The organism is Mycoplasma sp. 2248, from assembly GCF_034863245.1.
Lineage (GTDB): Bacteria > Bacillota_I > Bacilli_A > Mycoplasmatales > Metamycoplasmataceae > Mycoplasmopsis.
Genome location: NZ_JAYFFC010000004.1, coordinates 73,580 through 80,335, shown reverse-complemented (window position 1 = coordinate 80,335; position 6,756 = coordinate 73,580). Strand labels below are relative to the sequence as shown.

The window sequence follows — 6,756 nt, the reverse complement described above, 5'->3', positions numbered from 1 at the left end:
ATATAAGTAGAGTTTAAAAATTATAAAAAATGAGCTTCCAACTTGGAAACTCAGGGCAAATTTGATTATTTTTTAAGTTCATTTACTGAACCGATGTAAGCAAATTTTTCTGGATTTACATCAATAAATTCACCATTAATAATTCTAACAACTGAATCTACAGTTTGATCCAAAGGCACAAAAACCCCTTTTCTTAATGTGAAATGTTCAGTCATAAAGAAGTTTTGTGAGAAGAAGTTTTGTAACTGTAATGCTTTTTTAACGATTGTTTTTGATTCGTCATCTAGCTCATCAAATCCTAAAATAAGCATAACATCTTCAATTTCTTTATATCTTTGTAAGATGTATTTTGTGTCTAAAATAGCTTGATAGTGTTTTGAACCAATAATTTCAGGATTTACATTGTTTGATGAAGAAACTAACGGATCAAAAGCAGGGAAAATGTTTTTAGCACTAATTTCACGTGAAAGCACAAGTGATGAGTTTAAGTGGTTAAATACAGCAACAGCTGATGGGTCAGATAAATCATCCATTGGTAAGAAAACTGTTTGGAATGATGTGATTGAACCATTTTCATTTGTGTAAAGTCTTTCTTCAGCTTGTGAAATTTCAGTATTTAAAGTTGCTTGATATCCACCAATAGATGGTTTTTTATCAAGTGATGCAGCAACTTCATTTCCTGCTTGTAAGAAACGGAAAATGTTGTCAATGAATAATAAAACGTTTTCTTTATTGTTGTCTCTTAAGTATTCAGCAGCTGTAATTCCAACTGGTACAATGCTCATTCTTGAACCTGGGTTTTCGTTCATTCTTGAAATGTACATTGTTGAGTTTTGCATTAAGTTAGATTCAGTTAAATCATTATATAACTCAATAGCTTCTCTTGAACGTTCTCCAGAACCAATGAAGATAGCTGATGTGTTAGTTTTTTGTTTTGAAAGGTTGAAAATAATTTCTTTCATTAAAACAGTTTTACCAACTCCAGCCCCTCCAAAGATACCAATTTTATCTCCATCTAAAATAGGAACGAAAAAGTCAATAACTTTAATACCTGTTGTTAAAAGTTGAGCTCTTTTTTCATAGTTTGTGTTTGTTACAATTGTTGAATCCATTTCAACTGTTTTTGTAACTTTTGTTTGAGGTGAGCTTAAGTTATTTCCAAGCACATCGTAAATGTTTCCTTTTGCTTCATTTCCGACAGGAACCATAAATGAATGGTTTAATTTTTCAATCTTATCATTGATTGATAAGTTATCTTTTAAGTCTACAATAACTGCTAATAAAGTATTTTCATTAAGAATTCTTTTAACTAATAAATATGAACCATTGTCACTTTTAAGAAGTGAATTAATAGCTGGTAACTTTTCGTTTTTGAATTGAATTTCAATTACGTCGCTTCATAATTTTGTTATTTTAGCACTCATTATTTACTTCCTTTTAATTCATTTTTAATTTTGTTGTGAATTCGTTCTATTAGTTTTTCATCAGTAGTTAAGAATTCTTTAGCAGCAGGTAATTGTCATTGTAGATTGAATTTATTTGAATATTTGTTAAGTAAGAATGCGAAGTAGTTTTTAACTAATTCAGGATCTTTAGTTGTATCATTAATTAAATCTTCGACAACTTTCTTGCAAGTTGCATTAGATTTTTCGTATTCAATAATGAATTTGATTGCTTGATTAATTTGCAAATCAGATAAGTTATTTAATAAGTTTCATTGAATGATACGTGAAATTAAGTAAATGTCTTTTTCATCGTATGATGAAACACCTTTTTGATTAAACATTTTTTCAATTTGGATTCCTCCTAACATAAGTGAATTAATGTCATCATTAAGGTCGTATTTAACAGCAAGTAGTTTAGCTTGTTTTTTGAATGATTTATATAACTTACCAACAATTTTTGCACTTTGGTTCATTAATTTGTTTTGAACTCCACTACCAATACGTGAAACTGATAAGTTAACATCGATAGCTGGATATTTGTTAAGTGCAAATAATTCTGAGTTTGTAACAATTTGACCATCTGTAATTGAAATAACGTTTGATGCAATTAAAGATGTAATGTCGTTATCAACTGTTTGAATAATTGGAAGAGCAGTAATTGATTTTCTATTGTGGAATTTACCGCTTCTTTCAAGTAATCTAGCGTGTGCATAGAACATATCACCAGGGAATGCTTCTTTACCAACTGGTTTGTTGATTAATAAAGCAATTTCTCTGAAAATGCTTGCATGTTTTGTTAAGTCATCAAACACAATTAAAACATCATCTCCATAAGAAACATTTTCAGCGTGAGCCATAGCAATATATGGAGCTAAATATTGTTCATATGGTTTATCACTGTTTGCAGTTAAGATGATTGTGTATTCATCAGCACCATGTTCTTTAAGTAAATTGTGAACATTTGCAATTTCGCTTTGTTTTTGTCCAATTGCAACATAAATACATTTAACATTTTTGTCTTTTTGGTTAATGATTGTGTTTAAAGCAATAAATGTTTTACCAGTTTTTCTATCACCAATAATAAGTTCTCTTTGTCCTTTTCCAACAGGAATAAGCAAGTCAATTACTGAGTAACCTGTTTTTAATTGCTCATCAAGAGGCATATAAGACATTAAGTTGTTATTAACGTTAAAGATTTCTGAAGATTGCTCATAGAATTCAAATTTTTCTTTAGTAACTTCAGGGAATAAAATGTCACCGTTAATGTCAATGATTTTTCCGAAGTAGTTTTTTGCAGTTTTAACTTTTGTATCGACTTTAGCTCTAATTACTTCTGCACCAATTTTATATTCTTCAGGATTTTGTTTAATTAAACAAAAAGCACGATCTTCTGTTGCTGAAATTACCATCAATAAAGCATCTTTGTTATCTTTTAAATGGTAAATTTCATTTTGTTTGTAATTTGTTTGGCCACTTATTTCAACAACATAGTCATAAATGGCTGATATGTATAATTTATTTTCCATATTCTTCCTTTACTTTAAATTAGCTTTCTTTTTGTTTAAACTGCTAATGATTATTGTTCCAATTAATAAAAGTGTAATAAGTGTACCGATTGTAATTAAAACAATGTTTGTGTTTTTTGTTGATTGTAAATTTTCTTTAAGAATCAATTCATTGTAAGCTTTTTGGTATTGTGCTCTGATGTTTTCACTTTCATTAGTGATGTTTTTATTTTGAGTTACGATACCTAAATTAATGAATTGTTTTTGAACTTGTTCTAACTTTACATTGAAAGTTTGAAATTGTTGATTTTTAAATGTGCTTACTTGTTCAATTCTGTCTAAGTCTAAAATTAAGTCTCTTAAACTTGATAACGCTTCATTAACATCGCTAAATGTGAAATTAAAAGAATTTAAGTTAGCTTCAATAACTGATTTAATTTCAGGTACTGAAATTTGTTTTGAAAACTCGCTATATAAGTCTTTATATGCACTTGTTAATAAATTAAAGTAAGTTCTTCCTTTAATTGTTTGTGCGTGAATAGAATTAGTGAATGCATCTTTTGAGTCTTCTGATAATGATAAGTTGATTAAATCACCTTTATCATTTTTAAAAGTTACATCCTTGTAGTATTCAACTGCATCATTTATGATGTTTGAGAATTGTTGATTGTTAATAATTTTTACTGCAACAAAGATTTGGTCAAAGACAATTTCTTGAAGTTTTCTATTTCCAAGTTTTTCAAAAACTAAATCTTTGGTAATTCCAAGTGCATCATAGTAACCTAACATCGAAGATTCAATCGCATCACTTACAACTTGCATTGATTGAGCATATTGTGCATCTGAATATCTAGTCACTTCACGTTCATAAGATGTTTGTTTCTCATCTGATGTATTTGTTAAAGTAATTGTTGCTACTAACTTACCATCTCCTTCTCTTAAACCTGTAACGTTGTATTTAAGTAATTTTAATAATGGATTAAAGAAGAAAACTGCTTCATTATTAAATTTAGCATTTTGTGAATTTACTAAACTAATTAATTCTGCATTTGAAGCTTTGATGTAGTCGCCTGTAAGTATTGGAGAAAGTCTAGGAACGTTTTCTTCAGCAACTGAAACTACAATTGGGTCTTCTTCAATTTTTTCTTCAGGTAAGATTGGAAGAGTTGATTCTTCAACTTCATTGAATTCTTGGTTTTTCTCAATGTCAAATTTCATCGTTCTCTTATTAAGAACTGATAAGAAATAAGCATCCCAAGTTTCAAAACCTTTAGGTACATTTAAATCTAATTTTGCATTGTCATCTAAGACCTTGAAAACTTCTTCATCTTTTGCATATTTAGGAAAGTCTTCTTTTTCTAAAAGAATATCTCTTCAAGATGAAGATAGTGATTCAATATAGCTATTTGTTTGATTTAAAATCGCACTTTGAGTAAGTTGATTATTAATTACTTCTGCTTCTTCAGGAATGGCAACTTTTCCTTCTGTGTCTATAGCACTTACTTTTTCGTAGTTATCTGGTGTAGCTTCGCCAATCATAACTGGTCCAAAATCATTTTTAAAGTAAGTAATGTCTCCTAATTTGTAAGTTTCATTTGTAAGTAAATTAGGGAAAATGATGTTAAATCCATTTTCAATTGGATTTGAAACTATTTGATCTTTTTGAGCCTTTAAATAATTTACAAACTTTTTATAGTAAGTAATTCTTTTTAAATGTTCAATATTTGGTTCTGCTAAATTTTGCTTTTCATAATCTGCCACTTCTAATTCAAGCTTTTTAATAAACTCTTCAAGGACTAATGGTAATTTTTCATTGAAAATGTTTTTTTGCATTTCCTTTGTTTCAGGAAAATTAGCAACAGGTTCTTTTTCTGATCCAGTTGTATCACTTGCTGTTTCGTTTTCATTTGTAGTTGCTGAAATAACCGAAAGCGGTAATACTAATGAAGAAGAAATAGCACCTAATTTAAGTCATCTTCTTATTTTCATAAATCCTCGTTTTCAAATAATGAAAAGTAAATTTGAGCTTTAAGCTTGAATGCTTTTCTTTTTAGTTTTTCTAATCTATTAATTAAATCAATGTCATTAGAAGCATATAAAGCAAATTTTGTTTTTAGCAGTTCTCTTTTAATTTCTTTGTATTTTTTATTTAATGAATGTAATTGGGTTTTATTTTTGTCATCTTGGGTAAAAGTATCAAATGAATTATTGTAGAAAAGGACAATTTGATTTTCATTGCTTTGGACAAATAATGAGTCAAATATTAAAAAGTATTCTTTTGAATTTGTTTTAAGTGAACATAAAACTTTTTTGTAACTTGAGATTGTGTTTTTCTCAACCTTTTGTCAACTATCTTTTAACTGATGATTGATTTTTAATTCAGAAATCTTAAGATGTCTTTTAATATTTTTAGCTGATACTAAAGTTAAATCAATCATTAGTTCCCCTTTCTGATTTCGTGTAATAAGTCTTTTTTCTTGCTAAGCATTGAGATTTGTTCAATTTCTTTTTCTCTTTTAACTTTTAAGAATTGTCTTTTTTGGAATTTAATTTTTTCTTCTAAATCATTAAGAGTACTATTTTGAGCAACTAACTTATATTTTTCATAAATTAAAGCTGACTCAGTTAAAAGTGAAGAAATAGCAAAATTTAAGTAAGACTCAGTTTCTGAATCGATGAACTCATTTAAATCTTGTGAGATTTTATGAGTGTTGATATTTGAGTTAAATAATTGACCGTGTTGATGGTGTTTAAGTGTGAAATTATTCATATTTACAGGAAGAAGTTGAATATGTTTTTCTTTAATCTTTGTTGAGTTAATTACAAAGTTTAAGTTTGCATAATCATTAATTTTGAAGTTGTTAATAATGATTTTTGGAAGTAGTTCATTTAAGTAATCAACTTCATTTTTCTCAAAGCTAAATAAGATATTAAATCCGTTGTCACTAGCAAACTTAATTGCTTTTTGACCGATAGCAATAATGCTATCGTTAGATTTGTTGATAGCTTGGAGCAAGTATTTTTCGTGTTTTTGATATGAGTTAGTACTATATTTTTCTTCTTCTGTAATGTAAATTCAAAGTGTTTTTAATCCACCCAAAGTAAGCAAGTCACTTTTTTTATTAAGAGCAAAATCATTGATTGAATATTTATCAGTAATTTGCTCAATTATGAATTTTGAATAGTTAGCTCTATCTAAACAGTAACCAATTTGTTTAGATAGTCTAAGTAAGTTAATTAAAGTAATATTTTTCTTTGATTCAACGATTTTATAAATCTTTTTAAGAGAATTGTATTTTGATTCAATAGTTTTACTGTTCATTAATAATTCCAGCATCTATAAATAATTTATAAACATTGTTTTCTTTTAATAAAAGAACACTTGGTATAAATTCGATAATGTAATTCTCTTCAATTAGTTTATTTATGTATTCATTAAAGTCTGAGTTCAATTGTGAAACAGAGCTTCTAAGTATTGTATCTGATACAGAAACATTTTGTTTTTGTTCAGTTTTAGGAATTTGATCATATAAACTAAATTTTGAATCAATAGTTCAGGTGATAACAAATTTATCTAATAAAAGATTATTTTTTCTGCTAATTCATTTTTGAATACTATCTGTCAAAGGTTTTAAATCTTTTTCAGTTAAGTTGTATTCAATTAAAAATGAATTTCAGAAACTTTCATTTGAAACATAAGTCGGTTTGCTTTTAAATCTTTCAAAGTCAGCAAATAATTTTGATTGATAAACTTTTGCTTTTTCTAAGTATGCTAAAAGCTCTTTATTTTTCATTTTATTTTTCTT

The 6,756-nt window shown here is 27.6% G+C and carries 6 protein-coding genes; all 6 read right to left on the bottom strand.

Translation table 4 applies throughout. From position 1 onward, the window contains the following. Positions 1 to 65 precede the first annotated feature (65 nt). Genes VBM91_RS01865 through VBM91_RS01840 form a run of 6 tightly spaced genes read right to left on the bottom strand, consistent with a single transcriptional unit; the run spans position 66 to position 6,744 of the window. The gene (locus VBM91_RS01865) at positions 66 to 1,424 is read right to left on the bottom strand and encodes an MSC_0618 family F1-like ATPase beta subunit (protein ID WP_323189102.1); all 1,359 of its coding nucleotides are present in this window, start codon (positions 1,422 to 1,424) and stop codon (positions 66 to 68) included. After that, positions 1,424 to 2,971 (bottom strand): MSC_0619 family F1-like ATPase alpha subunit, encoded by a 1,548-nt coding sequence (locus VBM91_RS01860; protein WP_323189101.1) that lies wholly within the window; start codon positions 2,969 to 2,971, stop codon positions 1,424 to 1,426. Before VBM91_RS01860 ends, VBM91_RS01865 begins: the two co-directional genes overlap by 1 nt. 9 nt (positions 2,972 to 2,980) lie before the next feature. Next, entirely contained in the window at positions 2,981 to 4,939 is a 1,959-nt protein-coding gene (locus VBM91_RS01855) for an MSC_0620 family F1-like ATPase-associated subunit (RefSeq protein WP_323189100.1), read from the bottom strand. Continuing rightward, positions 4,930 to 5,388, bottom strand: a complete 459-nt coding sequence (locus VBM91_RS01850; protein WP_323189099.1) for an MSC_0621 family F1-like ATPase epsilon subunit — start codon at positions 5,386 to 5,388, stop codon at positions 4,930 to 4,932. Before VBM91_RS01850 ends, VBM91_RS01855 begins: the two co-directional genes overlap by 10 nt. Beyond that, positions 5,388 to 6,272: an MSC_0622 family F1-like ATPase gamma subunit gene (locus tag VBM91_RS01845; protein WP_323189098.1), complete on the bottom strand. Its 885-nt coding sequence runs from the start codon at positions 6,270 to 6,272 to the stop codon at positions 5,388 to 5,390. Before VBM91_RS01845 ends, VBM91_RS01850 begins: the two co-directional genes overlap by 1 nt. Further along, the gene (locus VBM91_RS01840; RefSeq protein ID WP_323189097.1) at positions 6,262 to 6,744 is read right to left on the bottom strand and encodes an MSC_0623 family F1-like ATPase-associated protein; all 483 of its coding nucleotides are present in this window, start codon (positions 6,742 to 6,744) and stop codon (positions 6,262 to 6,264) included. The genes VBM91_RS01845 and VBM91_RS01840 overlap by 11 nt, the downstream gene beginning before the upstream one ends. Positions 6,745 to 6,756: the final 12 nt, after the last annotated feature.